The following is a 21,420-nucleotide window of genomic DNA, read 5'->3' on the forward strand; positions in this document are numbered from 1 at the left end:
CTACTTGTCCGTTTACCATATAGACACCCTCTGTATTGAGGAGTAAAGAAAGGTTCGTTATTTTGGCTTAGTTTCGGGCCGGTTAGTGAAAGAATACGGAGAGGAAGCAGTGTTCCTCGCCGCCGAACCGTTCCTCGTCGGTTTCGATTGCCTTCGCCGAGAGGTAGGTCAGCACCGCCAGTAGTCCGAACCAGAACGCGATCATTCCGAACTGAAGCGTGCTGTACAGCGAGTCCCATCCCCAGGGGTTCAGGATGACGTACATTGCGACGAACAGGGCCAGAATACCCAGCGGGATGAAATTGACCGTGAGGTCCAAAAGCGTATCCCGGTCGAAGATCTCTCGTGACATTGGGCTTCGGTAGTGTATGCGAGCAGAAATAGATTCCCCTTCAGCGTGTCCGCTGTCGCCGACGCGTCACGCTTAGACGCTCGGTTGCGTCCGAAGTCGTGAACGGAGGATCGGCGCGAGCACCGCCCCGACGAGACCCGCGGCGGCTATCGATAGCCCGCGAAGCGCGATCGAACTGTCTGCAGCCGAGATAGTCAGGCTCTGGCTGATCGTCCCTCCAGCAAAACTGAACAGACTCATCCCGACGGCGACGAGTACGACGGAGAGCCCAAAGAATACAGGCCACGGGCAGAGACGTACTCCGTCTCGCGCAGGATGCCGCCGATGCTCCCGAGCAACAGTACCAGGCCACCGACCGCGACGGGGAACAGTGCGAGCACGATTCCGACCTCCGAGAACACGATTCCGAGGGCGATCAGCATCGGCCACGGGCTCGATTTCCGGTACTGATCGGACAGTCCGGGTTCCTCATTCATAGAGATAACTTTGGCTGGAGAGTATAGAACCCACCGGTATATGATGGGCACCCAAGGTAATATATGCAGTTCGTGATCTAGGTATTGTATGAACGGGCCACGTGTTGCTGGAGTGGGTGTCACCGAGTTCGGTAGAGCACCCGAACGGACCGGCCGTGATCTCTTCGGCGAAGCGGCGGCGACAGCTATCTCTGATGCCGGAGTCGATCATAGCGACGTAGAGGCCGTCTACTACGGTAACTTTATGGGCGAACTCGCGGAGCATCAGGGCCATCAGGGTCCGATGATGGCCGAAGCCGCCGGGGTACAGGCACCAGCGACGCGCTACGAATCGGCGTGTGCGTCGAGCGGGGCGGCCGTCCGGCAGGCCGTCTACGATGTCCGGAACGGCGAAGCGGACGTGCTTCTGATCGGCGGGGCGGAGCGCATGACGAACCTCGGCACGGCGGCTGCGACGGACGCGCTGGCAATCGCCGCCGACGACCTCTGGGAGGTCGGCCATGGGATGACGTTCCCCGGCGCGTACGCGCTGATGGCGCGGGCGTACTTCGAGGAGTTCGGCGGGTCGCGCGAGGACCTCGCGTATATCGCCGTCAAAAACCATGCAAACGCCGTCGAGAACGAGAAAGCACAGTACCAGCAAGCCATCTCGGTCGAGGACGTGCTCGATGCTCCGATGGTTTCGGCACCGCTCGGACTGTACGACTCCTGTCCGATCAGCGACGGTGCGAGCGCGGCCGTCATCGTGAGCGAGTCCTACGCCGCCGAACACGACCTCGATGCCGAGGTTGCGATCACCGGGACTGGACAGGGCGGCGACCGCCTCGCGCTACACGACCGCGCACATCTCGCGACCTCCCCCGCCGCGGACGACGCCGCCGCGGAGGCCTACGCGGACGCCGACATCGATGTCGACCGGATCGATGTCGCCGAGGTCCACGACTGCTTTACGATCGCGGAAGTGCTCGCCATCGAATCGCTTGGGCTCTACGAACCCGGGGAGGGAATCGGGGCGGCACGCCGCGGCGAGACCACTATCGACGGGTCGGTCCCCGTCAACCTCTCCGGGGGACTCAAGGCGAAGGGTCATCCCGTCGGCGCGACCGGCGTCGCCCAGATCGCGGAAGTAGTCAAACTCCTCCGGGGAGATCACATCAATAGCGACGCCGTCCCCGACGCGACGACCGGCGTCACGCACAACGCGGGTGGCACCGTTGCGAGTGCACTCGTTCACGTACTGGAGGTTCAACAATGAGTGATTCCGAGGAAACCGTGCGCGACCGCGGCTACGACGACGCTCTCGACGCTATCGAATCCGGCGAGGGCTACTATCTGGAATGTTCGGCTGGTCATGGCTCGCTTCCACCACGCCGACTCTGTCCGGAGTGTGGCGACGACCAACTGCGCGAGGAGCCACTGCCCGAGACTGGACGGGTCGACACCTACAATATCACCGAGGTCCCGGCACCGGCGTTTGCCGACGACGCGCCCTACGTGCTGGCAATCGCCGACTTCGGCCCGGTCAGACTGACTGGCCAGGTACAGGGCGTCGATCCGGAGGACGTCTCTGTCGGTATGACGGTCGAGGTAGAGATTGCGAGAAGCGAGACGAACGGCGAACGTCTACTCGCTTTTCGGGAGCGATAGCTCCTCGCGGAGCAGTTGCGCGAACGTTTCGGGGTGCTCGGCGTGGGGTAGCAGTCGGGCGTAGTCGACGACGACCAGCCGCGCGTCGGAGCGATCGGCGAGGTCTCGCCCCTCCGAGAGCGGGGTCGTCTCCGTCTCGCGGCCCCAGACGAGCGTCGTCGGGATGTCAGCTCCTTTAGCTGATCGGCAAGGTCGAGGTCGGGGTCGAGATAGCCACTAATGAAGGAGGCGGGTGCGTAGCGCGCCCCCGGTTGGTGTGCGGTTTGCCACTGATACTCGACCTGTTCGTCGGTGATCTCGCTGGAGTCGTAGTAGCCGTGATCCGCGCTGAAGTAGCGGATCCCCGGCTTGCTCGTCACGAGGTTGTTGATCGCCGTACCGATCAGTGGCGTCCGCAGCAGTGATCGGAGCCAGGTGCGCTGGCCGGGCATCGTCTCGGCCGTCGGCGAGACGAGCACGAGCCGTTCGATGTCGACATCTTCGGCCGCCGCAGCGGTGTATGCGCCGGTCAACGAGGACGCGACCACGGTGGGCTGGTCTGTGACGTCACTGATGAAGTCGGCGACAAAGCCCTCGTACAGCGTCGGGGAGTAGATCAGCGGCGGTCGATCCGATCGACCGAACCCTGGGAGGTCGGGAACGATCACGTGATGATCCTCGGCGAACTCGTCGATCACCTCGGCGAACTCGTAACTCGACCCCGCGGCGCCGACGCCGTGGAGCATGAGGAGATCCGGATCCGACGGGTCCCCACGCTCCGTGTAGGCAACGTCCATCCCGCGCCATCGGTACTCCTTCTGGTCACCCTCGATCGCTGGGGGAGTTCCTCGGCACGTCGAGCGAGGACGGTGTTCGCCACAGCGGCGGTTCCAAGCGCACCGACCGTACCCGCGAGCAGTGTTCGGAGCTTCATACACACCCATTCGTCCGGAGGGGACTTATAAAGCTCGCTGAATTGACCAGTTACCCGTCGCGTTGCTCTGCGAGACACTCCTCGATGGGGGTGAGTATCTCGTCGGACAGCGTGTAGGGGTCGCGGTCGCCGTCGATCATCGACTCGACGAGCGCGTCGATCCCACCCTGGTGTTCGATCTCGTCTTCGACCATCCCGTTGAGATCGCTCCGCAGGAGTTGGCGGAGTTCCTCTGCGGACCGGGTGCGTTCGCGCTCTGTGCGCCGGCCCGACTCGTCGAGATACGATCCGTGGGCAGCGAACTCCTCCATGAGTTCGTCGACGCCGTCGCCCCGCGTCGCGACCGTCTCGACGATCGGCGGCGTCCAGTCCGCCTCCTGTGCGTCGCTTTCTGTGCTCTCCGTCCCCGTCCCGTGGCCGTGTTTCGCCCCACCGTCGATGATCGGGTTCACGTCGTCCCCCAGGCCGACCATCTCCCGGAGTTCCATGACCGTTCGATCCGCGCCCTCCAGATCGGCCTTGTTGACCACGAACACGTCCGCAATCTCGAGGATCCCGGCCTTGAGCGTCTGAACGGTGTCGCCGCTCCCCGGCGGGACGAGGACGGCAACGGTGTCGGCCGCGCGGACGATATCGATCTCGTTCTGTCCGGCGCCGACGGTCTCGATGATGATCCTGTCCATTCCGAAGGCGTCGAACGCCTTGACGGCGTCCGCGGTCGCCGTCGAGAGGCCGCCAAGGCTCCCCGGGCGCTCATCGAGCGGACGAAGACGTCCATGTCGCCGACGTTCGAGGCCATTCGGATCCGGTCGCCGAGGACGGCCCCGCCCGTGTACGGCGACGAGGGGTCGACAGCGATGATGCCGACCTGCTCGTCGCGCTCCCGGTAGGCGAGTGCGAGCTTGTCAACGAGCGTCGACTTCCCGGAGCCAGGGCTTCCCGTAATCCCGATCACGTCGGCGTTCCCGGTGTAGCCGTGGAGCGCGGCGACCAGTTCCCGATACCCATCCTCCCGGTTCTCGATTACCGTGATGGCTCTGGCGAGCGCGCGGTACTCGCCCGCCAGTAGTCCTTCGATCAGCGTTTGCTGCTTGCCGCTCATCGCTCGGGCACGTTCTCCCTGACGAACTCGATCGTCTCCTCCAGTTCCGTGCCCGGCCCGAACACTTCGGCGACGCCCTTCTCTTTTAGCGCCGCCTTGTCGTCGTCCGGGATCACCCCCCGACGAGCAACAGGGTATCCTCGAACGCATCGTACTCTTTCAGGCCGTCGACGACTTTCGGGACGAGCGTGTTGTGTGCCCCCGAGAGGATCGATATCCCCAGTACGTCGACGTCTTCCTGCACTGCGGCCTGCACGATCTCTTCGGGCGCTTTGTGCAGGCCGGAGTAGATCACCTCGAACCCGGCATCGCGGAAGGCGCGGGCGATCACGTGTGCACCCCGGTCGTGACCGTCGAGACCGACCTTCGCCACGAGACACCGGATCGTCCGCTGCTGTCCATCGGCGCTCATACATGATCGTTTGCTAGCGACTCGTTTATACTTTGATCTCCTTGGAAGCGACAGGAAAATACCGGACCACGCCTAATCGCCCGCTATGGCGACAGCGACACCTGCCCGTCCGATCAAAGGTCGGGTCACCGAGTGGACGGTTCTCCTGACGGCGGTCGGCTACCTGCTGGTGATTGGAACGTTCGGTGGCTGGTTCCCCTACCCGAACATCACCGAGTCCGGCGTCGACCTGCTGGGCCATGCTATCGCGGCCGTGAACGCGCTGGCGACGGTCTGTCTCGTCGCCGGGTGGTACTGGATCCGCAACGGCGAGGTCGACAAACACCGCAAGGCGATGGCTTCGGCGTTTACGCTGATCCTCGTCTTCCTCGTGCTGTATCTCCCGAAGGTCGGCGGTGGCGGGCAGAAAGCCATCGCCGACAGCGCCCCGGAACTGGTCAGTTACAGCTATTTCGCGATGCTCGCGATCCACATCCTCCTGTCGGGCCTGGCGATCCCGGTCGTCGTCTACGCCCTCCTGCTCGGACTGTCTCACACGCCGGGCGAACTCCGCGAGACACGCCACGCTCAAGTCGGCCGGATCGCCGCCGCCTCGTGGATCCTGAGTCTCGTCCTCGGCGTCGTGACCTACGTCATTCTCAATCACACGTACGGAAACACGTTCGAGCCAGCACTCGTGGCGCTGTTCTAACAGATCGGTTAGGTCGGTTTACCGGCCGCGGTGACCCGTATCGAGTCGCTTTTGTCGGTACGCTCTAAACACGGGAGCGTGCTGTCGGTCGAGCTACACACCCATTCGGCGCTGTCATACGACGGTCGTGACCCAGTCGATCTGCTTCTCGAACAGGCCGAAGCGGTCGGCCTGGACGCGATAGCGGTCACCGACCACGACGAGATAGACGCCAGTCTGGAAGCCGTCGACAAGGCACCGGAGTACGGACTTGTCGGGATTCCGGGGATCGAGATCACCAGCCAGGCTGGCCACGTGCTTGGGATCGGTATCGAGGAGGCCGTTCCACCCGGGCTCTCGTTCGGCGAGACGCTCGACCGGATCCACGATCTGGGCGGGATTGCTGTCGTCCCGCATCCGTATCAGGAATCACGTAGCGGCGTGATGGCGAACATCACGCCCGAAGCGCTCGGGACCGCAGACGCCATCGAGGTTTACAACTCTCGACTGCTGACTGGCCGCGGTAACCGACAGGCCCGGACGTTCGCGACGGAGTACGATATGCCGATGACGGCGGGCAGTGATGCCCACATCAGCGAGATGGTCGGACAGGCGGTGACGCGGATCGACGCCGAGGAACGCTCGGTCGACGCCATTCTGGACGCGATCACGGCAGGGCATACGGAGGTCGCGGGGAAACGAACGCCGTGGCGGATTAGCCTCCGGCAGGCCGCCGGCGGCGCGAAACGACGCGTCAAGAACCGGATTCAGGAGCTGTTCTGACGGTGCAGGGGGCCGATCCCAACGCCGTCCGCCGGGCGGTCGAGACAGGCGATCCGCTGCCGGGCACTGCGGGCTTTGCCGGACACGTCGACGAGATGCTCGTCCGGGACGTCCTCGGCCGGTACCCGCTGTTCGTCGAGGGCGATGACGCCAGAGAGTGGCCCGCCGACCCGACGTGGGCGACCGATCCGAACGACCTCGACGAGCCTCTTTCATTTCCCGCCGGTCACGTACAACACGAGTGCGAGGAGCCTCAGCGGCGCTGGTCGCTGCCGGATCCCGCCCCTTCGAGCGCGAACGCGGCGCTGTGCGCGAACTCGTCGACGCCGTCCGGGACGGCATCGCGGCAACGCGTCCCGACGAGGCCGACGCCGTCGCGGTCGCCTTTTCGGGCGGCGTCGATTCCTCGGTCGTCGCCGCGGGGTTCGACGCCCCGCTGTACGTCGGCGGCTTCGCGGGGAGTCACGACCGCGAGGCGGCGGCGACGGCGGCCGACGCGATGGGAGCGGAACTCCGCGAGGTGGCGTTCACCCCCGAAGACGTCGAACGGGCGGTGCCAGAAGTCGCACGGGCGATCGGTCGCCCGAGCGCGATGGCGGTCCAGATCGCGCTGCCGCTGTATCTCGTCGCCCAGCGCGTTCGCGAGGACGGCTACGACTATCTCGCGGTCGGCCAGGGAGCGGACGAACTGTTCGGCGGCTACGCGAAAGTCGCCCGTGCGCCCGAGGACCCCCGCGTCGACGCCGACACCGTCCGCGGCGCACAGCGTGAGATGATCGCCACCCTGCCCGATCAGCAGAACGTGATGTTCTCGCGCTCCGCGCGGCGGGCGTCGAACCGGTCGCCCCGCTACTCTACGACGGCGTCGTCGAGACCGCGCTTCGACTCCCCGCCGACTCGCTCGTCGACGACCGCGGCGAGCGCAAACGAGCGTTTCGGCTCGCGGCACGGGAGTTCGTCCCCGACAGTATCGCCTTTCGCGAGAAGAAGGCCGTCCAGTACGGCAGTCTCGTCGGGCGCGAACTCGACCGACTCGCCAGACAGGCCGGCTTCAAACGCCGGATGGACGACCACGTGAGCGAGTACATTCGCTCGCGGGTCGACGACTGACCGTCTGCGGTCACTCTCCCCATGGACCTCCGCATCGGAATCGAAGCCATCGAAGCGGTCGAGGGCCCCCTTGCGTACCTGCTGGTGTTCGTCTTCGCGGCGGTCCCCGTCGTCGAGGTACTCGTCGTTATCCCGTTCGCTATCGCAGTCGGTCTCGACCCACTGCTGGTCGGCGTCGCCGCGGCGACCGGCAACCTCACGACTGTCTACGCCGTCGTCGTCGCCTCCGACTGGAGCCTGCGCTTCGTCCGGCGGCGCTACGGCGATCCGACAGCCGATACCGACTCCAGCACCGTCCGCCGCGCCCGCCGGATCTGGAAGGGATACGGCCTGCCGGGCGTCGCACTCGCCGCGCCGGTGACGACGGGCGTACATCTCGCCGCCGTGTTGGGACTCGCCTTCGGCTCCTCGCGTCGTCGGGTGCTCGGCTGGATGACGGGGAGTCTCGTCCTCTGGTCGACTGTGCTCGCCGCCGCGTCGTGGTACGGCATCGAGCGTCTGCTGGGACTCGTCGGGTGACGTGATTTACTCCCCGAACCGCGTAATCCGCTCTAGCTCCTCCATCGGCGGGTCCTCGAAGGCTTCGCGGGCGATGGAGCGTTTGTGGACCTCGTCCGCGCCGTCGATGATGCGGAACTGCCGGACGCTCTCGTAGAAGTCCGCGAGGGGAAGGTCCCGGCTGATGCCGGTGCCGCCGCAGTACTGGAGCGCCGAGTCGACGGCCTGCTGGGTGGCGTTCGCGGCGAACGTCTTGCACATCGCCACCTCGATTCGGGCGTCTTCGCCCTGCCGGATCTGCTCGGCGGCGTGGCGCACCATCGTCCGGGCGGCGTGTAACTGGATCCGGTGCTCGGCGACGTCGAACCGAATCGCCTGCTTCTCGGCGAGAGGCTCTCCGAAGGCTTCCCGTTCGCTGGCGTAGGCCGTCGCCACGTCGAGCGCACGGTCGGCCATCCCCAAAAAGCGCATGCAATGGGTCAGTCGGGCGGGGCCAAGCCGTTGCTGTGCGATGGCGAAGCCGGCGTTTTCCGCACCGAGCAGGCTTTCCTCGGGGACGCGGACGTCGTGATACTTGATCTCGGCGTGGCCCATCTCCACGAGATCGGGGCCGAGATGCGGCACGTCACGGACGATTTCGACGCCCTCGGCGTCCGTCGGCACGAGAAACATCGAGGTACCCTGGTACGGGTGGGAATCCTGATCGGTTCGGGCCATCACGAGCAATACGTCCGACTCGCTGCCGCCGGTGGTCCACCATTTGTGGCCGTCGATCACCCATTCGTCGCCGTCTTTCTCGGCAGTCGTGGCGATCATCTTCGGGTCCGATCCACCGCCCTGTGGCGGTTCGGTCATGGAGAACCCGGAGTGGGCCTCGCCAGCGACGAGTGGGTCGAGCCAGCGCTCTTTCTGGGCCTCGGTCCCCACCAGTTCGATGGTGTGGATATTCCCCTCGTCGGGCGCGCTACACCGTAGCGCCGCCGGGCCGAGCAGACTCCGCCCCGCTTCCTCGAACACCGGCAGCATCTCGCGGAAGTCCAGTCCGAGGCCGCCGTGTTCCTCGGGCACCTGCGGGGCATAGAGGTCGCGCTCCCGCGCCGCGTCGCGGAGTCGGTCTATCTCATTGCCCGGGACCGGTCCCCGCCCGAGATACTCGCGTTCGACCGGCAGGACGACCTCGTCGACAAAGTCGCGGGTGCGTTCGGCGACCGCTCGTCCGCGCTCCGGGTCGTCGTATGTGAAATTCATATTTGTTCATTATTGTAAGACGTGAAAAACGTGTTCCTGGGAGTTCACTCGCGCCACGCTTCGCGGAACAGCACGTACTGGACGGTATCGATGTACTCGCCGTCGATGAACCGGTCACGACGAGTCCGGCCTTCCTCCTCGAAGCCGAGCGATTCGAGCAGTCCGCGCGACGCCTCGTTGAACTCGTAGACACCTGCGCCGATGGCCGGGTGGTCGTGCATTCGGAAGACGTAGTCGATGACGAGACTGACCGCGGCTTTCCCGTAGCCCTGACCGTGGACCTCGGATTTGAGCCAGTAGCCCAACTCGGGTCGTCGCCAGTCGACGTCGTCGACGGAGACAGCGCCGATGCGCTCTACCTCGTCCTCGGGTGTCCCCGGTCCCGCGTCGTCGAGACAGACGAGAAACTCGGGAGTTTCGCCGTCCTCGTGGCGCTCTTTCAGTTCCGTGCGAGTCTTCAGTGGGTTCCCGATCGGATACCTGATCTCGGGATTAGTAAACGAGCGCTGGAGAAAGGACAGATCTTCCGCTTCGAGCGACCTGAGCGTCACGTCGCCGTCTGTCGCGATGCGTGATCCTGGCATGGGTACGACATATCGAACTCCACCTAAATGCTTTCTCCAAATTTATCGCATCACTGCTCCGTCCCAAGCTATTTGATAACGGTCGACTATGAACGACGTATATGAACGGACAACTCGTGGAGGGTGGTTCGACGTGAGCGAGGAGTATCTCGACAGACTCGTCGACGAGGGATCGCTATCCGACTATCTCACCGACGAACTCGGTTCGGCGGAGGAGTTCACGGTGACCCGGCACGATCAGGGCCACTCCAACGAGACGCTGTTCGTGGAATGGGGCGACCGGGAGTTCGTGTTGCGACGCCCGCCAGCGGGCGAGACCGCGGAGACTGCCCACGAGGTCACCCGGGAGTATCTGGTGATGGACGCCCTGCAGGAGACGCCAGTGCCTGTCCCGACGACCGTACTCGCCTGTGAAGACGAGAGCGTTCTCGGGGCGGAGTTCTACCTGATGGAGCGCCAGCACGGCGACGTGTTGCGGACGGACGAACCGGAACGGTTCCAGTCCGAGACTGCCCGCGAGCGCCTGAGCGAGGAGGTAATCGACACGCTCGCGGCGATTCACTCGGTCGACCCGGCCGCCGTCGGCCTCGACGACTTCGGCTACCCCGAGGGGTTCACCGAGCGGCAGGTCCGGCGCTGGTCCGAGCAGTTCACGTGGGCCTTCGACGTCACCGGCGAGGAGCGCGAGGTGCCGGAAGTGTACGAACTGATGTCCTGGCTCACCGAGCACGCGCCCGAGGGCATCCCCACATGCTCGTCCACGGCGATTTCAAGCTGGACAACCTCATGTTCGCGCCGGGGACGCCGCCGGATCTCACCGCCGTCTTCGACTGGGAACTCTCGACGCTGGGCGATCCACACACTGATCTCGGCCTCTTGCTCCTGTTCTGGCAGGAACCGGACGACCCGGACCCACCGATTCCGGAGCTAATGCCGACGTTCACCGCCAAACCGGGCTATCTGTCGCGGGAGGAACTGATCGAGCGCTACGAGCGCGAGAGCGGTATCGAGGCCGAGAACCTGCGCTTCTATCGGGTGCTCGCGGCGTACAAGATGGCCGCGCTCGGCGAGATGTTCTTCCGCCGGCATCTGGAGGGCAACGCGGCCGACTCGCTCTACCCGAAGATGCGCGACGGCGTGCCGCGGCTGGCAAAGCGGACTCTAGAGATGGCAAAGGGGTCGGGCGACGTCTCCCTCAGGACTCTACTGTCTCGATGGCGTCGATGCCGGCCGCCACGACGTCGGCTTCGAGTTCGTCGCGTCGTTCTCGCAACTCGCCTTTCGTGAACCACTCCCACGCACTAGCCGGGGCCTCGCCATCGGACGGCGATAGCTCTCTGTTGTCGGTGTGGGCGTAGTAGACGAAGTCGATGTGCTGGTGGGCGACGTCGCCGTCGATCCGGTCGATATCCTCGAGTTTGAACTGTTCGGGCTCTGGAAGGGGCCGAGCGGAGTCGGAGGCCGTCCCGTCGGCGTCGGCGACCAGATCAACGTCCAGTCCGGTCTCCTCGTGGACCTCTCTGAGTCCGGCCTCGTGCGGTAGTTCGTCACGGTCGATATGACCGCCGGGCGGCAGCCACATCCCGAGTTTCTCGTGTTCGTGTAGTGCCGTCGCGCCGTCGTTGACCACGAGGACGGTCGCTACAAAGTGTCGAGTGGTCTCCATACCGTCCGCTTGGTGAGGGTCGATTTGTAGCCGTCGCTTTCGGTAGAAAACGAGCGCCGAAGACGAAACGGATCAGTCAGCAGTGTGACCGTCGGCTTCCAGCAGCTCGTGGTAGCGGTTCCGGATGGTCACTTCGCTGATGTTCGCTACCTCGCTGACGGTGTTCTGTGTGACCTTCTCGTTGGTCAACAGCGAGGCGGCGTATACCGCGGCGGCGGCGAGGCCGACTGGGCTCTTACCGCTGTGGATGCCTTCCTGCTTGGCGTTCTTGAGTAGGCCGCGAGCGCGACGCTCGGACTCGTCGGAGAGCTCGAGATCCGACGCGAATCGGGGGACGTACTGCTCGGGGTCGGCAGGCTGAATTTCGAGATTGAGTTCCCGGACGATGTACCGGTAGGTCCGGGCGACCTCGGAGCGATCGACGCGACTCACGGTGTTGATCTCGTCCAGGCTCCGTGGGGTGCCAGCCTGTCTGGCAGCAGCGTACAGCGAGGCCGTCGAGACGCCCTCGATGGAACGGCCCGGGAGGAGGTCCTCGTCGAGTGCGCGGCGGTAGATGACGCTGGCGGTCTCGCGGACGTTTTTCGGGAGTCCCAGCGCGGAAGCCATCCGGTCGATCTCGCCGAGCGCCTGTTTGAGGTTACGCTCTTTTGCGTCGCGGGTGCGGAACCGCTCGTTCCAGGTACGCAGCCGTTGCATCTTCTCGCGCTGGCGTGAAGACAGCGACCGCCCGTACGCGTCCTTGTTCTGCCAGCCGATGTTCGTAGAGAGACCATCGTCGTGCATCATTTTCGTGGTGGGTGCGCCGACGCGTGATTTCTTGTCCTTCTCTTTGGAGTCGAACGCACGCCACTCGGGACCTCGGTCGATCTCGTCCTCGTCGACAACGAGACCGCAACCGAGACAGACCGTCTCGCCACGTTCCTCGTCGGAGACCAGCTGTCCATCGCATTCCGGACACTCCAGTTGCTCCTCGTTTTCCGACTGGGATTGTTCTTTCTTCTGTCTACGCGCGTGCTCGCGCGTATTCGAGTGATCGCGAATCGTTGTATCAGTCATTGCTCTTAGGGTTGGGGACTGCAGACGGAGAACGTCGTATTGCAATCATTTGTTGCACTGCGAGCAACTTAAAACTACCGCGGTATGGCCCCCACCTGCGCACTATCGATTCAGGGATCGAAACCCTTACTCCCGATCCACCAGTTTCCCCGTATATGAGCGACACCCCCGCCGGACCCGACACTGTCCGCCACGCCGCGGAGCTCGCGCGGGTCGACCTCGCCGACGACGAGGTCGACCAGTTCGCCGAGCAGTTCGCCGACATTCTCGATTACTTCGAGACGCTAGACGAGGTGCCTGAAGTCGATCGTGACGCCGACCTCGTGAACGTGATGCGGCCGGACGAGGAACGGGAGGGACTCACGCAGAACGAAGCGTTGTCGAACGCCGAAGAGAGCGAGGACGGCTACTTCAAGGGGCCGAACGTCTCATGACTGATAACGTCTACATCACCGAAGAGCGAATCGAGGGTGACGAAGAGGGCCCCCTCGCCGGAAAGACGATCGCAGTCAAGGACAACATCTCGACTGAAGGCGTCCGGACGACCTGTGGCTCGGCGATGCTCGACGAGTACATCCCGCCGTACGACGCCACCGTGGTCGACCGACTGAAAACAGCCGGTGGGACGATCACCGGCAAGACGAATATGGACGAGTTCGGGATGGGAACGACTACCGAAACCTCCGCGTTCGGTGCGACCGAGAACCCGGCCGCGCCGGGACACGTTCCCGGTGGCTCCTCCGGTGGCTCCGCGGCAGCAGTCGCGTCGGGCGAAGCCGACCTCGCACTGGGCACCGATACCGGCGGCTCGGTCCGCTGTCCCGCCGCGTTCTGCGGCGTCGTCGGCATCAAGCCGACCTACGGGCTGGTCTCACGATACGGCCTGATCGCGTACGGCAACAGCCTGGAACAGATCGGCCCGCTGGCCGAGACCGTCGAGGACGCTGCCGAACTGCTCGACGCCATCGCTGGCGAGGACCCAAACGATGCGACGACGCGTGAGCGTCCCGACGACGAGTACGCCGCCGCCGCTGACGGCGACGTCGACGGTCTTCGGATCGGCGTCCCCACGGAACTGGTCGAGGGTGCCGACGAGGGCGTCGTCGAGCAGTTCTGGAACGCCATCGACGAACTCGAATCGCAGGGCGCAAGCTATCACGAAGTGAGCCTCCCGTCGGTCGAACACGCCGTCGAGGCCTACTACGTCATCGCCATGTCGGAGGCCTCCTCGAACCTCGCGCGGTTCGACGGCGTCCGCTACGGGAAATCGGGCGGCTACGAGGGCAACTGGAACGAGGCGTTCGCCGCGTCGCGCCGCGAGGGCTTCGGCGACGAGGTCAAACGCCGGATCCTGCTCGGTACCTTCGCGCTCTCGGCAGGCTATCAGGACAAGTACTACAAGAAGGCCCAGGACGCCAGAGCGTGGGTCAAACAGGACTTCGACGAGGCGCTCTCGGACGCTGACGTGCTTGCGAGTCCGACGATGCCCATTACCCCTTTCGAACTCGGCGAGAGCCTCGACGACCCGCTCAAGATGTATCTCGCGGACGCCAACACCACACCGGTCAACCTCGCGGACCTGCCAGCCATCTCGGTTCCGGCAGGCGAGGCAGACGGCCTCCCGGTCGGTATCCAGTTTGTCGGTCCCGCGTTTGGTGAGAAAGAGATCATCCGCGCCGGTAGCGCCCTCGACTGATTACGTCGCTCCTTCTCGTTGGCGTTTCCGAATCTCCAGAACAGTTGCTTCGCCGATAGCCGTCAGAACCACCAGCGCGAGGAACAGTCCTACCTTCGGAACGGAGTTTCGGTGCCTCTCGTTCGTCGTCTTCCGTGGTCGCCGCCATGTCTGTATCGTCCGCGTCGAAAACCTTCTTGAGAACGCCCAGATTCGATATCACGGGTGTTCTGGGGTTCAAGCATCATAAGCGCCCTGCGCTACCCGAACGATTTTACTGTCACTCTCGAAGGGGTATGTATGCAAACCGACGCCAGCCTTCTCGACGCGCCCTCCATCGAGTCGACAATGCGAACGGTCAACGGGGTCGACCTCCACGTCGTGACGGCCGGCGACCCCGATGACCCGCTCGTCGTTCTCCTCCACGGGTTTCCGGACTTCTGGTACGGCTGGCGGGACCAGATCGAACCGCTGGTCGACGCTGGCTATCGCGTTCTCGTCCCCGACCAGCGGGGCTACAACCTGAGCGACTCACCCGAGGGCACCGACGCCTACCGGATCGAGGCGCTGACCGGCGACATCCGGGCGCTCATCGAGACCGAGGGCCGCGACTCCGCCCACGTTATCGGCCACGACTGGGGCGCAATCGTCGCGTGGGAGCTAGCCATCGATAGCGAGGTCGTCGACCGTCTCGGAATCATCAACGTCCCGCATCCGAGAGCGTTCCAGGAGGCACTCCGGTCGAGCGCCGAACAGCTCCGGCGGAGCTGGTACGTCTTCTTCTTTCAGATCCCGCGGATCCCGGAGTGGGCGCTCGGTCGCGACGACTACCGGGGTCTCGGTGACGCCCTGCTGGAAAGTGGCTCGCCAGCGGCCTTCTCCGACATCGATATCGAGCGCTATCGGGCAAGCTGGGCGGCGGCAGACTCGCTATCGGGACTTATAAACTGGTACCGCGCGGCCGGGCTTCACCCGACCGACCTGTTGCTCGGAGACTCGTCAGAAAGGGCTGAGGGCACTGGCCACTCCCAGGACGAAGCGATAGACCACCCGACGCTCATCGTCTGGGGCGAGGAAGACACCGCACTGATCCCAGACCTCGCGCCGATGAGCCTGCAGTACTGTCAGAACGGCCGCGTCGAGCGGTTCCCCGACGCGACCCACTGGGTCCATCAGGAGGAGTCGGAGGCGGTGACGGAGCTACTGCTGGAGCATCTGTCGGAATAACGGAAAACGGATCGCCGGGTCCTACTCGTCGTCGCTATCGCCGCCACGGAGCTTTCGCAGCGTGACGAAGGCGATACCGGCGCTCAGGGCGACGCCGGCACCCTTTATTAGCGTTCCGAGCCGCGAGCCGCTCGATTCGGCGTCTTCGTCCTCCGTCTCTTCGTCTTCGGTCGCTTCCTCCTCCGTCTCGGTCTCTTCGGCCTCTGTTTCGGTCGCTTCCGCTTCGGCTTCGTTGGTTTCGGTACCGTCCAGCAGCGACGGTGGGCGTAGCTTTTTGAGCGCCATACTAGTCGGTAGAGCAGGGGTGAGTATAAAGATACGAACCGTGACCGGGCTTACTCCTCGTACGCGAGGTTCATCATCCACTGCGAGAAGGCGTCGCTCTGGGGATCGATCTCTTCCTCGCCGATAAACGGTGAGAGCATGTCGCCAGCCATCAGCAGGGAGAAGTCCAGATCCATCGCTGTCGGGGAGACGTAGTAGGTGTTGTGGCCCTGATACACCGTCTCTTCGCGGTCGACGAGGTCCTTTTCGGCGAGGGAGTCGACGATCCGGCTCCCCTGCCGCGACGAGATGTCGAGTTCCTTCCAGAGTTCGCTCTGGTGAATCCCTCCCGTCTCGCGGACTAGTTCGAGCCCGGCGTGCTCTTCCTCCGTGAGCTCCTCTTCTGCAGCCGAGATGCTCATCGATATCGCCCCCACGTCGCGGAGAGATCTGACGGCATGATCATATATGCAATACTGAGAGCAACGGGCTTAAAATTGGCCTTCCTGCCGTCGCAGACGTCCCTAGATCCAGCCCATGAGCGTTGCGCCCAGAAGCGCCACCCACAGCGTGCCGCCAACGACGAGCCAGTCGTTCGGTAGGGCCTCGTTCGCCTGTCTGGTCGCCCGGTCAGTCGAACCGATGGCGATCAGTCCCAGTGCGAGCACGATACCCGCCCGCTGGAGGACGATTCCGATGGGCATCACGGCTACCGATAGCGCCATCAGATCCAGTACCACGGCCGTCGACAGCGCGCCGGCGGCGACGACGCCGGCGTCCATCCGTCTGGTCATGCGGCGTGCGATCAGATACGTCACGAGCGGAATCCCCACCGCGATAAACGGGTACAGGAGCCCAGCGATGTTGTGCATCGTGAGCGCGGGGACGTGCCGTTCCAGCAGTATCCCACCGACCCGAACGCCGAAGTACAGCCCGACGATTCCGCCGAACAGCAGGATGTGATTCAACGTCAGGCGGTTGTACGCGGCGCGGAGACGCCGCCTGTCGACGTAACTCAAGCTCTGCCAGAGCCGCCTGACACTGTCTCGGAGGCGCTGGCGGCTGATCGCCCCGATCATGAACAGGGGGAACATCCACGCGAACTCGACGACGGTCATCCAGCCATCGTTGTCGTAGGGTTCGTCGTTTCCAACGTACATTCGCCAGACTTCGTCGGTGAACGGCTGGTTCCTGAAGTCGAGTTCGACCTGCCGCTGAGCTTCGTCGTTACCGTGGACCGCGTGGCGAAGCGTGAACCAGTCGAAGTGCTCGTTGTGGGCCTGCATGATCACCCACTCGTCGTTGGGGTGGGGTGCCTCGTACATCCGGATGTGATACCGATGGCCGTAGTAATCGCCGAAGTGGATCTGGGCGGACTCGGTGACGAACTCGCCATCGTCATTGCTGTTCGTGTCGTCGACGAACGCGTACCGTGTTGCACCGCCCGCTTCGTCCCACTCCATCGAGGTGCCGCCGGCCGTGTCGAGTTCGATCTGTTCGGCGGAGAGTTCCTCGGGCCCGACTTCCTGTTCCTCTCCCTGAGTCACGTTCCAGTCACCGGTTTCGGTCATCCGCTGTAGCGTAGTGTCGAGGTCAGCGCGGACGACGACGTTGACCGAACTCCCCTTTTTGTGTTGCTTCGTCGAACTCAGATACGGCGAAAAGGCACTCTCACTGCCCTCTAGCTGGACCATGTTGCGTTCGGTGTCGTCCTCGGGAGCGACGAGATCCGTAGTCGGTGGTGCAACAAGCGACATTGCCGTCGAGACCCCCACAGCGATCACGAGAATTGCCAGAACGATACTGACTGTCCGTCTCACTGGATATCCATACTGCGTAGCCTGAGTTATATTTACTGGGCGAGAGGATCAGTCGTTTCTGGCATCGGACTCCAGCGCCTCTGCTCGCAGTCGTTCGCCCCGTTCCGACTCGATGGAAAGATCCGGAACCTCCACCGGCGATCCGTCGTCCAGCGCGACGAAGACGAACGCTGATTCGGTCGTCTGCTCCTGGACGCCGGTTCGGGGGTTCTCCCGGAACGTCCGGAGACGAACGCGGACGCTCGTCCGGCCGGCCTCGTAGACGTACGCTTCTACGAGGACGTTGTCGCCGATCGGGATCGGTCGCTGGAAGTCGAGTTCGTCCACGTTTGCGGTGACACAGGAGTGGCCGGCGAACCGCATCGCCGACATCGCGCCGACCTCGTCCATCCACTTCATCACGTTCCCTCCATGTGCGGTCTCGTAGTTGTTGGCGTGGTTCGGCTGTACGCGGTACCGGTTCTCGATGTGAGTCTCCAGAAGGCTCGGCATGACATGTCGTAGACGGCGGGGACCCAAGAGTCCGCGGGATCTGACAGCACCGATCACGCCTCTTTTTGCCGGCCGGGGGACAAGTATCGCTATGTCCGGATCGAGCGACGTTCGGTATTTCGACCTGTTTGCGAGGTTCTATGACCTGTTTATGCCGGATGCGGACCCGGCGGTGTTACGGCGAGGACTCGATCTCGGTACCCGGGAGATCGAGATCGGTTTAGATGTCGGCGGCGGGACCGGTCGTGCGGCACGTGCGCTGCCCGGCGTGAACTGGACAGTCGTCGACGCGTCCGCCGATATGCTCGCACAGGCCGCAGAACGCGACATTCCGGGCATCCGCGGTGACGCCGTACGGCTTCCGGTCGCGGACGAGTCCGTCGACGCGGTGACGATCGTCGACGCTTTACACCATATCGGTCGGCCGAGAGAGGCTATCGCGGAGGCGGCACGCGTCCTCGCACCGGGCGGGGTGCTGGTGATCCGCGATTTCGATCCGAACACCGTCCTCGGGCGGTTGCTCGTGGCGGGCGAACATCTGATCGGCTTCGAGTCGACCTTCTTCGGCGCCGACGAACTCGCAGGGATTCTCGGCGACGCTGGCCTGTCGCCGACCGTTCCCGAACGTGGCTTCGACTACACGGCTGTCGGCGTCAAGCCCGATTGAGCGGCGCGGTCGACGCCTCTCCAGCACCCGATCTGGCCCGCTCTGATTCCAGTACGTCCTTATTCGTCGAGCCAAAAGTCCGAGTATGTCCACGCTCTCCGCACGCCTCCCGCTCGGTGACTCGAGACGGCTAGGCGTACTCACCGGCGACCTGCTCGCAGTGATCGGTATCGTCTCGGTCGGCCTGTACCAGCACCACGGGGCGGCCGGCTTTGCTGCCCGCTGTCGGCGGCCGAGACGATCACCCCATTCGTCGTCGGGTGGCTCCTCTGTGCGGGCCTCGCCGGTCTGTACGGAACCGAAGTACTGACCGATCTCGGGACGGCGGCCCGACTGAGCGCGGTGGCCTCTTTCGCTGCGGTCAACATCGCCCTCGTCCTGCGCGCGTCGCCGCTGTTCGAGGGGAGCGCCACGTGGCCGTTCAATCTCGTGATGACTCTGACCGTCCTCGCCGTTGTCGTGCCGTGGCGACTCGTCGTTGCCCGCTTCTGGGCGGGTCGATGACCGCTGACTGAACGGTACTGCTCGCCCGACGCCGGGCAACCCGCGGGGTCGACCGCCAGTGGACTCTTCTCGGATGCGCTCGTAGACATCGCGTATGACGCAGGCACTGTTTCTCTCCAGTAGTGACGTGGATGGCTTGGCAAGTCCGGACGAGTTCGTCGAGGCGGTCCGCGAGGGCTATCGACAGCACGGCGAGGGCGCTCCGGCCCGCCCCCGGACCAGACTGTTGCGCGGCGATCCGCCGGGGATGCTCACCGATTACGCGGCCGTCCTTCCGGAGACCGGCGTGATGGGTGGGTACATGTACGCCGCAGGTTTCGGCGAGCAGGACGCGTGGTTCATGACCCCGCTGTTCGACGCCGAGAGCGGGGAACCGCTCGCCATACTCGACGGCGCGAGCATGAACCCGTTCAAGACCGGGGCGACCGGTGCGGTCGGCGTCGACGCGCTCGCCCGGGACGACGCCGAGACGCTCGCAGTCATCGGGAGCGGGGCACAGGCGCGTGGACAACTTCGCGCGACGGCCACGGTCCGTGATTTCAAGCGCGTCGACGTGTTCTCGCCGACGCGCGAGCACCGCGAGTCGTTCGCCACCGAGATGGACGACCTGCTGGAGGCCGACGTCCGGCCTGTCGAGGCGAGCGCGGCCGCCGTCGAGGGGGCCGACGTGGTGATCACAGCGACGAACGCCAGCCAGCCAGTCTTCGACGGCGACCGCCTCGAGGCAGGCACCCACGTCACCGCGATGGGCCAGTACAACGCCGAGAAGCGCGAACTCGATACGACGACAATCGAGCGGGCGACCTACGTCCCCGATCTGCGCGAGCGGATCGAGATCGACGCCGGATCGTTCATCCACGCCGTCGAGGAGGGAGTGGTCGACGAGAGCCACGTCCACGCGGAACTGGGCGAGGTCGTTGCCGGAACAGTCGAAGGGCGGAGTTCGGCCGACGAAATCACCATCTTCGACAGCGGCGGCACCGGTATCGAAACCGTCGCCGGCGGCGCGCTGGTCTACGAACGAGCGCTGGATGCGGGACTAGGGACGGAGATCGAGTTCTCGCCCGCAAGCGAGGCACTCACCGGACGCTGACCCGGCCGCGTTCAGAAGGGGTTGAGGCCGACCGCCTGCAACAGCGTGATGCCGCTGCCGAGTGCGCCGAGCAGGTAGCCCGCGATTGCTCCGCCGTTCAGGAGCGGGAGTCCGGCGTGTGCACGCCCTTCGAGCACCATCCGGAGGAGTATCACGAGTCCGATGAGCGTCCCAACCATCGCGCCGAGGGCTGGGAGATTCATCGATATGACCGGGATATCGAACTGGGCGGCCGCCTCCGCCGGAATAAAGAACGCGGCGCTCGCGATCAGAATCGTCGGCATCACGGCGTCGCCGAGACCGATGTACAGAGCATCCCGGACGCCCTCCGGGGCCTGCTCCTCATCTCCGGTATCTGCGGATTCGTCCTCCTCAGCGTCCACGATATCGTCAGATTCGGCCTCCACGTCTCCGCCGTCTGGGGCGGTTTCGTCGGTCATCTCATCGCCCGCACCGGCCTCGCGGAACGAGTACGAGAACGTGGTCGGAATGACGAGCAGGACGGGAATCTTCTGGCCCATCACGCCGTCCGCGAGGGTGAGCATGTGCTCCGTCTTGTAGACGCTGATCGCGTCGTAGACGGCCAGCACGGCGAGGAAAACGATTGCTGGTAGGAGTCCGAAACTGATGCCGAACATCCCTGCGGCACCCGCGCCCATCAACACCCCGGCGGCGTCGATGACGTACCACTCGGGATGATAGACCAGGCCGAGGATGACGGCGAGCGCCGCCAGTATCGGCAGGAGAGCGAGCGGGACACCCGCGACGGATCCTACTGGGACGATGGCGTTGAGCACGTACCAGGCGAGCATCCCGCTGACGCCGATGACGCCGGCGCGGATCAGCCACTCGGCCTCGTACTTGATCACGGCCAGCATCACGAGGGTGGCGACGAGGATAGCCCCGAAAAAGAGCGCGCTGTTCGCCGGGTCTGACGGGTCCTCGACGGCCTGATACTCGGCTTGCTGGAACGGCTCGACCAGCGCGAGTGCGCCCAACTGGACGAGGACGAAGAGTGCGACCGTTCCCGCCACGGCCGCAACGAGTCGCGTACGATCGTTCATACCACCTTCTTACCGATGGGGGTAATCGGCGTTGTGTTGTCGGTCGTTCCGTAGCTACCGCTCACCCGAGCGGCTGACACTATGAGAAACGTAG

Annotated in this window: 25 protein-coding genes and 5 pseudogenes; 15 read left to right on the plus strand and 15 right to left on the minus strand. The window is 64.3% G+C overall.

The annotated features are described in order from the left end of the window. Positions 1 to 82 precede the first annotated feature (82 nt). The 3 genes from ACFQH2_RS08455 to ACFQH2_RS08465 form a co-directional block, all read right to left on the minus strand. The gene (locus tag ACFQH2_RS08455) at positions 83 to 352 is read right to left on the minus strand and encodes a DUF6684 family protein (protein ID WP_377076636.1); all 270 of its coding nucleotides are present in this window, start codon (positions 350 to 352) and stop codon (positions 83 to 85) included. A gap of 72 nt (positions 353 to 424) precedes the next feature. Beyond that, positions 425 to 592, minus strand: coding sequence for a hypothetical protein (locus ACFQH2_RS08460; protein ID WP_377076637.1), 168 nt, complete (start codon positions 590 to 592; stop codon positions 425 to 427). Continuing rightward, positions 589 to 828 (minus strand): DUF7541 family protein, encoded by a 240-nt coding sequence (locus ACFQH2_RS08465; RefSeq protein WP_377076638.1) that lies wholly within the window; start codon positions 826 to 828, stop codon positions 589 to 591. The genes ACFQH2_RS08460 and ACFQH2_RS08465 overlap by 4 nt, the downstream gene beginning before the upstream one ends. 88 nt (positions 829 to 916) lie before the next feature. Here ACFQH2_RS08465 and ACFQH2_RS08470 point away from each other — a divergent pair, with 88 nt between their 5' ends. Together ACFQH2_RS08470 and ACFQH2_RS08475 are read left to right on the plus strand one after the other, a co-directional pair. Continuing rightward, positions 917 to 2,083, plus strand: coding sequence for a thiolase domain-containing protein (locus tag ACFQH2_RS08470; RefSeq protein ID WP_377052676.1), 1,167 nt, complete (start codon positions 917 to 919; stop codon positions 2,081 to 2,083). Then, a complete protein-coding gene (locus tag ACFQH2_RS08475; protein WP_377052678.1) occupies positions 2,080 to 2,475 on the plus strand; it encodes a Zn-ribbon domain-containing OB-fold protein in 396 nt (131 codons plus the stop codon). Before ACFQH2_RS08470 ends, ACFQH2_RS08475 begins: the two co-directional genes overlap by 4 nt. Here ACFQH2_RS08475 and ACFQH2_RS08480 read toward each other — a convergent pair. The 3 pseudogenes from ACFQH2_RS08480 to ACFQH2_RS08490 form a co-directional block, all read right to left on the minus strand. Continuing rightward, positions 2,452 to 3,388 (minus strand): annotated as a pseudogene (locus ACFQH2_RS08480) (alpha/beta fold hydrolase). The gene ACFQH2_RS08475 and the pseudogene ACFQH2_RS08480 overlap by 24 nt on opposite strands. Positions 3,389 to 3,438: 50 nt before the next feature. Further along, a pseudogene (gene meaB, locus ACFQH2_RS08485) lies at positions 3,439 to 4,490 on the minus strand (methylmalonyl Co-A mutase-associated GTPase MeaB). Then, a pseudogene (locus ACFQH2_RS08490) lies at positions 4,487 to 4,902 on the minus strand (cobalamin B12-binding domain-containing protein). The pseudogenes meaB and ACFQH2_RS08490 overlap by 4 nt, the downstream one beginning before the upstream one ends. Before the next feature lie 85 nt (positions 4,903 to 4,987). Between ACFQH2_RS08490 and ACFQH2_RS08495 the strand changes: the two are divergent. The 4 genes and pseudogenes from ACFQH2_RS08495 (at position 4,988) to ACFQH2_RS08510 (ending at position 7,984) form a co-directional block, all read left to right on the plus strand. Beyond that, positions 4,988 to 5,593: a DUF420 domain-containing protein gene (locus tag ACFQH2_RS08495; RefSeq protein ID WP_377052686.1), complete on the plus strand. Its 606-nt coding sequence runs from the start codon at positions 4,988 to 4,990 to the stop codon at positions 5,591 to 5,593. 78 nt (positions 5,594 to 5,671) lie between these two features. Next, positions 5,672 to 6,355, plus strand: coding sequence for a PHP domain-containing protein (locus ACFQH2_RS08500; protein WP_377052688.1), 684 nt, complete (start codon positions 5,672 to 5,674; stop codon positions 6,353 to 6,355). Positions 6,356 to 6,357: 2 nt separating this feature from the next. Beyond that, positions 6,358 to 7,465 (plus strand): annotated as a pseudogene (locus tag ACFQH2_RS08505) (asparagine synthase C-terminal domain-containing protein). A 21-nt stretch (positions 7,466 to 7,486) separates the two neighbouring features. Continuing rightward, positions 7,487 to 7,984, plus strand: a complete 498-nt coding sequence (locus ACFQH2_RS08510) for a small multi-drug export protein (protein WP_377052692.1) — start codon at positions 7,487 to 7,489, stop codon at positions 7,982 to 7,984. A 6-nt stretch (positions 7,985 to 7,990) separates the two neighbouring features. Here the strand turns inward: ACFQH2_RS08510 and ACFQH2_RS08515 are convergent, their stop codons facing one another. Beyond that, positions 7,991 to 9,211 (minus strand): acyl-CoA dehydrogenase family protein, encoded by a 1,221-nt coding sequence (locus tag ACFQH2_RS08515; RefSeq protein WP_377052694.1) that lies wholly within the window; start codon positions 9,209 to 9,211, stop codon positions 7,991 to 7,993. A 44-nt stretch (positions 9,212 to 9,255) separates the two neighbouring features. Next, on the minus strand, positions 9,256 to 9,795 hold the full coding sequence (locus ACFQH2_RS08520) for a GNAT family N-acetyltransferase (RefSeq protein WP_377052696.1): 540 nt from the start codon (positions 9,793 to 9,795) through the stop codon (positions 9,256 to 9,258). 88 nt (positions 9,796 to 9,883) lie between these two features. Here ACFQH2_RS08520 and ACFQH2_RS08525 point away from each other — a divergent pair. Both ACFQH2_RS08525 and ACFQH2_RS08530 read left to right on the plus strand, forming a co-directional pair. After that, positions 9,884 to 10,647, plus strand: a pseudogene (locus tag ACFQH2_RS08525) (phosphotransferase family protein); the annotation flags it as partial. A 78-nt stretch (positions 10,648 to 10,725) separates the two neighbouring features. Further along, entirely contained in the window at positions 10,726 to 11,082 is a 357-nt protein-coding gene (locus ACFQH2_RS08530) for a hypothetical protein (RefSeq protein WP_377077024.1), read from the plus strand. Here the strand turns inward: ACFQH2_RS08530 and ACFQH2_RS08535 are convergent. Both ACFQH2_RS08535 and ACFQH2_RS08540 read right to left on the minus strand, forming a co-directional pair. Next, entirely contained in the window at positions 10,991 to 11,461 is a 471-nt protein-coding gene (locus ACFQH2_RS08535; RefSeq protein ID WP_377052700.1) for an NUDIX hydrolase, read from the minus strand. The genes ACFQH2_RS08530 and ACFQH2_RS08535 overlap by 92 nt on opposite strands. A gap of 72 nt (positions 11,462 to 11,533) precedes the next feature. Continuing rightward, the gene (locus tag ACFQH2_RS08540) at positions 11,534 to 12,520 is read right to left on the minus strand and encodes a transcription initiation factor IIB (RefSeq protein ID WP_377052702.1); all 987 of its coding nucleotides are present in this window, start codon (positions 12,518 to 12,520) and stop codon (positions 11,534 to 11,536) included. Positions 12,521 to 12,675: 155 nt separating this feature from the next. Here ACFQH2_RS08540 and gatC point away from each other — a divergent pair, with 155 nt between their 5' ends. From gatC to ACFQH2_RS08555, 3 genes are all read left to right on the plus strand, one after another. Then, positions 12,676 to 12,954, plus strand: a complete 279-nt coding sequence (gatC, locus tag ACFQH2_RS08545) for an Asp-tRNA(Asn)/Glu-tRNA(Gln) amidotransferase subunit GatC (protein ID WP_377052704.1) — start codon at positions 12,676 to 12,678, stop codon at positions 12,952 to 12,954. Then, positions 12,951 to 14,216 carry an Asp-tRNA(Asn)/Glu-tRNA(Gln) amidotransferase subunit GatA gene (gene gatA / locus ACFQH2_RS08550; protein WP_377052706.1) on the plus strand — a complete coding sequence of 422 codons (1,266 nt, stop codon included), beginning with the start codon at positions 12,951 to 12,953 and terminating at the stop codon, positions 14,214 to 14,216. The genes gatC and gatA overlap by 4 nt, the downstream gene beginning before the upstream one ends. Before the next feature lie 279 nt (positions 14,217 to 14,495). After that, the gene (locus tag ACFQH2_RS08555) at positions 14,496 to 15,422 is read left to right on the plus strand and encodes an alpha/beta fold hydrolase (RefSeq protein ID WP_377052710.1); all 927 of its coding nucleotides are present in this window, start codon (positions 14,496 to 14,498) and stop codon (positions 15,420 to 15,422) included. 21 nt (positions 15,423 to 15,443) lie between these two features. Here ACFQH2_RS08555 and ACFQH2_RS08560 read toward each other — a convergent pair whose 3' ends face one another. The 4 genes from ACFQH2_RS08560 to ACFQH2_RS08575 all read right to left on the minus strand — a co-directional run bounded on the left by ACFQH2_RS08560 (position 15,444) and on the right by ACFQH2_RS08575 (position 17,998). Beyond that, a complete protein-coding gene (locus ACFQH2_RS08560; RefSeq protein WP_377052712.1) occupies positions 15,444 to 15,707 on the minus strand; it encodes a hypothetical protein in 264 nt (87 codons plus the stop codon). A 50-nt stretch (positions 15,708 to 15,757) separates the two neighbouring features. After that, on the minus strand, positions 15,758 to 16,108 hold the full coding sequence (locus tag ACFQH2_RS08565; RefSeq protein ID WP_377052714.1) for a helix-turn-helix transcriptional regulator: 351 nt from the start codon (positions 16,106 to 16,108) through the stop codon (positions 15,758 to 15,760). 102 nt (positions 16,109 to 16,210) lie between these two features. Further along, positions 16,211 to 17,506, minus strand: a complete 1,296-nt coding sequence (locus tag ACFQH2_RS08570; RefSeq protein WP_377052716.1) for a hypothetical protein — start codon at positions 17,504 to 17,506, stop codon at positions 16,211 to 16,213. Positions 17,507 to 17,554: 48 nt separating this feature from the next. Next, a complete protein-coding gene (locus ACFQH2_RS08575; RefSeq protein ID WP_377052718.1) occupies positions 17,555 to 17,998 on the minus strand; it encodes an acyl-CoA thioesterase in 444 nt (147 codons plus the stop codon). 91 nt (positions 17,999 to 18,089) lie between these two features. Here ACFQH2_RS08575 and ACFQH2_RS08580 point away from each other — a divergent pair, with 91 nt between their 5' ends. From ACFQH2_RS08580 to ACFQH2_RS08595, 4 genes are all read left to right on the plus strand, one after another. Then, on the plus strand, positions 18,090 to 18,665 hold the full coding sequence (locus ACFQH2_RS08580) for a class I SAM-dependent methyltransferase (protein ID WP_377052720.1): 576 nt from the start codon (positions 18,090 to 18,092) through the stop codon (positions 18,663 to 18,665). Positions 18,666 to 18,750: 85 nt separating this feature from the next. Then, positions 18,751 to 18,975 carry a hypothetical protein gene (locus tag ACFQH2_RS08585; protein WP_377076639.1) on the plus strand — a complete coding sequence of 75 codons (225 nt, stop codon included), beginning with the start codon at positions 18,751 to 18,753 and terminating at the stop codon, positions 18,973 to 18,975. Further along, positions 18,906 to 19,169, plus strand: coding sequence for a DUF3054 domain-containing protein (locus ACFQH2_RS08590; RefSeq protein WP_377076979.1), 264 nt, complete (start codon positions 18,906 to 18,908; stop codon positions 19,167 to 19,169). Before ACFQH2_RS08585 ends, ACFQH2_RS08590 begins: the two co-directional genes overlap by 70 nt. A 94-nt stretch (positions 19,170 to 19,263) precedes the next feature. Further along, positions 19,264 to 20,262 carry an ornithine cyclodeaminase family protein gene (locus ACFQH2_RS08595; RefSeq protein ID WP_377052724.1) on the plus strand — a complete coding sequence of 333 codons (999 nt, stop codon included), beginning with the start codon at positions 19,264 to 19,266 and terminating at the stop codon, positions 20,260 to 20,262. Between the two features lie 11 nt (positions 20,263 to 20,273). Here ACFQH2_RS08595 and ACFQH2_RS08600 read toward each other — a convergent pair whose 3' ends face one another. Further along, entirely contained in the window at positions 20,274 to 21,326 is a 1,053-nt protein-coding gene (locus ACFQH2_RS08600) for a presenilin family intramembrane aspartyl protease PSH (RefSeq protein ID WP_377052729.1), read from the minus strand. Between the last annotated feature and the right edge of the window lie 94 nt (positions 21,327 to 21,420).

The sequence above is a fragment of the Natronoarchaeum sp. GCM10025703 genome (genome assembly GCF_042661985.1).
Classification (GTDB): Archaea; Halobacteriota; Halobacteria; order Halobacteriales; family Natronoarchaeaceae; genus Natranaeroarchaeum.

Coding starts and splice junctions, on each gene's coding strand:
- ACFQH2_RS08455 (WP_377076636.1), bottom strand. CDS start 352: ATGTCACGAGAGATCTTCGACCGGGATACGCTTTTGGACCTCACGGTC.
- ACFQH2_RS08460 (WP_377076637.1), bottom strand. CDS start 592: ATGAGTCTGTTCAGTTTTGCTGGAGGGACGATCAGCCAGAGCCTGACT.
- ACFQH2_RS08465 (WP_377076638.1), bottom strand. CDS start 828: ATGAATGAGGAACCCGGACTGTCCGATCAGTACCGGAAATCGAGCCCG.
- ACFQH2_RS08470 (WP_377052676.1), top strand. CDS start 917: ATGAACGGGCCACGTGTTGCTGGAGTGGGTGTCACCGAGTTCGGTAGA.
- ACFQH2_RS08475 (WP_377052678.1), top strand. CDS start 2,080: ATGAGTGATTCCGAGGAAACCGTGCGCGACCGCGGCTACGACGACGCT.
- ACFQH2_RS08495 (WP_377052686.1), top strand. CDS start 4,988: ATGGCGACAGCGACACCTGCCCGTCCGATCAAAGGTCGGGTCACCGAG.
- ACFQH2_RS08510 (WP_377052692.1), top strand. CDS start 7,487: ATGGACCTCCGCATCGGAATCGAAGCCATCGAAGCGGTCGAGGGCCCC.
- ACFQH2_RS08515 (WP_377052694.1), bottom strand. CDS start 9,211: ATGAATTTCACATACGACGACCCGGAGCGCGGACGAGCGGTCGCCGAA.
- ACFQH2_RS08520 (WP_377052696.1), bottom strand. CDS start 9,795: ATGCCAGGATCACGCATCGCGACAGACGGCGACGTGACGCTCAGGTCG.
- ACFQH2_RS08530 (WP_377077024.1), top strand. CDS start 10,726: ATGCCGACGTTCACCGCCAAACCGGGCTATCTGTCGCGGGAGGAACTG.
- ACFQH2_RS08535 (WP_377052700.1), bottom strand. CDS start 11,461: ATGGAGACCACTCGACACTTTGTAGCGACCGTCCTCGTGGTCAACGAC.
- ACFQH2_RS08540 (WP_377052702.1), bottom strand. CDS start 12,520: ATGACTGATACAACGATTCGCGATCACTCGAATACGCGCGAGCACGCG.
- gatC (WP_377052704.1), top strand. CDS start 12,676: ATGAGCGACACCCCCGCCGGACCCGACACTGTCCGCCACGCCGCGGAG.
- gatA (WP_377052706.1), top strand. CDS start 12,951: ATGACTGATAACGTCTACATCACCGAAGAGCGAATCGAGGGTGACGAA.
- ACFQH2_RS08555 (WP_377052710.1), top strand. CDS start 14,496: ATGCAAACCGACGCCAGCCTTCTCGACGCGCCCTCCATCGAGTCGACA.
- ACFQH2_RS08560 (WP_377052712.1), bottom strand. CDS start 15,707: ATGGCGCTCAAAAAGCTACGCCCACCGTCGCTGCTGGACGGTACCGAA.
- ACFQH2_RS08565 (WP_377052714.1), bottom strand. CDS start 16,108: ATGAGCATCTCGGCTGCAGAAGAGGAGCTCACGGAGGAAGAGCACGCC.
- ACFQH2_RS08575 (WP_377052718.1), bottom strand. CDS start 17,998: ATGCCGAGCCTTCTGGAGACTCACATCGAGAACCGGTACCGCGTACAG.
- ACFQH2_RS08580 (WP_377052720.1), top strand. CDS start 18,090: ATGTCCGGATCGAGCGACGTTCGGTATTTCGACCTGTTTGCGAGGTTC.
- ACFQH2_RS08585 (WP_377076639.1), top strand. CDS start 18,751: ATGTCCACGCTCTCCGCACGCCTCCCGCTCGGTGACTCGAGACGGCTA.
- ACFQH2_RS08595 (WP_377052724.1), top strand. CDS start 19,264: ATGACGCAGGCACTGTTTCTCTCCAGTAGTGACGTGGATGGCTTGGCA.
- ACFQH2_RS08600 (WP_377052729.1), bottom strand. CDS start 21,326: ATGAACGATCGTACGCGACTCGTTGCGGCCGTGGCGGGAACGGTCGCA.